The sequence below is a fragment of the Streptomyces durbertensis genome, assembly GCF_014156695.1.
Taxonomy (GTDB): Bacteria; Actinomycetota; Actinomycetes; order Streptomycetales; family Streptomycetaceae; genus Streptomyces; species Streptomyces durbertensis.
Genome location: NZ_WMLF01000825.1, coordinates 1 through 1,082, shown reverse-complemented (window position 1 = coordinate 1,082; position 1,082 = coordinate 1). Strand labels below are relative to the sequence as shown.

At 71.0% G+C, this 1,082-nt stretch carries 1 protein-coding gene; it reads left to right on the top strand.

What is annotated here, in order from left to right; genetic code table 11:
• The first annotated feature begins 413 nt into the window (after nt 1–413).
• On the top strand, nt 414–929 hold the full coding sequence (locus GL263_RS27105) for a DUF2617 family protein (RefSeq protein ID WP_182858370.1): 516 nt from the start codon (nt 414–416) through the stop codon (nt 927–929).
• Nucleotides 930–1,082 lie beyond the last annotated feature (153 nt).

The following is a 1,082-nucleotide window of genomic DNA, read 5'->3' as shown; positions in this document are numbered from 1 at the left end:
GTGTCGGGGCGTGGCGCCGGCGCGTGGCGACGCGTGCGGTGGGTTGTCGGGGCGCGTGCGGGAGTGCGTCCTGCTCCTGGCGCTCCGCGTGCGCCGGCGGATGGCGACGCGCGCGGCGCTCCCGCGCGCGTCCGCGCTGTGTCCGCGCGCGCTTCCCACACTCCCCCGCCGACGCCGCGACAACACGTCACCCGAAGCGGTGGCGGTGGATTGAACACGTGAGCCAGTAAGCCCTCGGGGGTATGTAAACGCCCCGAAGTTGAGTCAAAACCCTGTGGACTTGGCGCAATTCATGATTCGGTGAAGAGGTATCCCGGACCCCGACGTGGGCATGACCCGGCGATTGCAACGTCCCGAGGTCGAGATCGAGGAGTGGCCGTGGCCACCCTCCACATGTCTTGCGGAGCCGACCCATGCTCACCACCTTGAAAACCGCCTACTCCGACACCCGCGCCGGCGACCTGTCCTGGGCCCTCGGCCGTGAACCGCTGCCGTCGCTCGCCACGCTCGACCTGGAACTCGCGGGGCCGCGGCTTCAGCTGAGGCTGCTCGGCGCCTCGCACCAGGTGCTGGTGGAGGACGCCGGGGGAAGCTGCTCGGAGACGGTGGCCTGCATGCCCGGCAGCAGTTCGCCGTTGCCGGCGGCGGTGGCGCGGCGTCTCGGCGGCTGGGACTACGAGTTCGCCGCCCGGGTCGAGACGCTGTCGGGGGGGTCGTTCGCGGGGCGCGCGCAGGAACTGCTGGCGCTGGTCGCCGACCATCCGCACGGCCTCGCGGGCACGTTCCCCGGCAGTCCGTACGCGTTCACGGCGCTGCTGGCGCAGAGCGGCGGGTCGGGGCAGCTCTCCTGGCGCACGTGGCACTCCTACCCGCAGGAGGGGCGACTGGTGGCGACCCGGACGAGGATCTGCGTACGCGCCGGCTGCTGAGAGAGTGCCGTCAAGAGCCGGTTGGACGCGGGGAATTCGCTCCTGTGGGTGACAAATGGGAGGTTTGCCGTCACGTAGCGTTCACACATGATCGACCCGCCCGTCTGCGGTTCGGCCCGGAAGCCGGGCACGGTGACCGGACGGGGTGAGAGC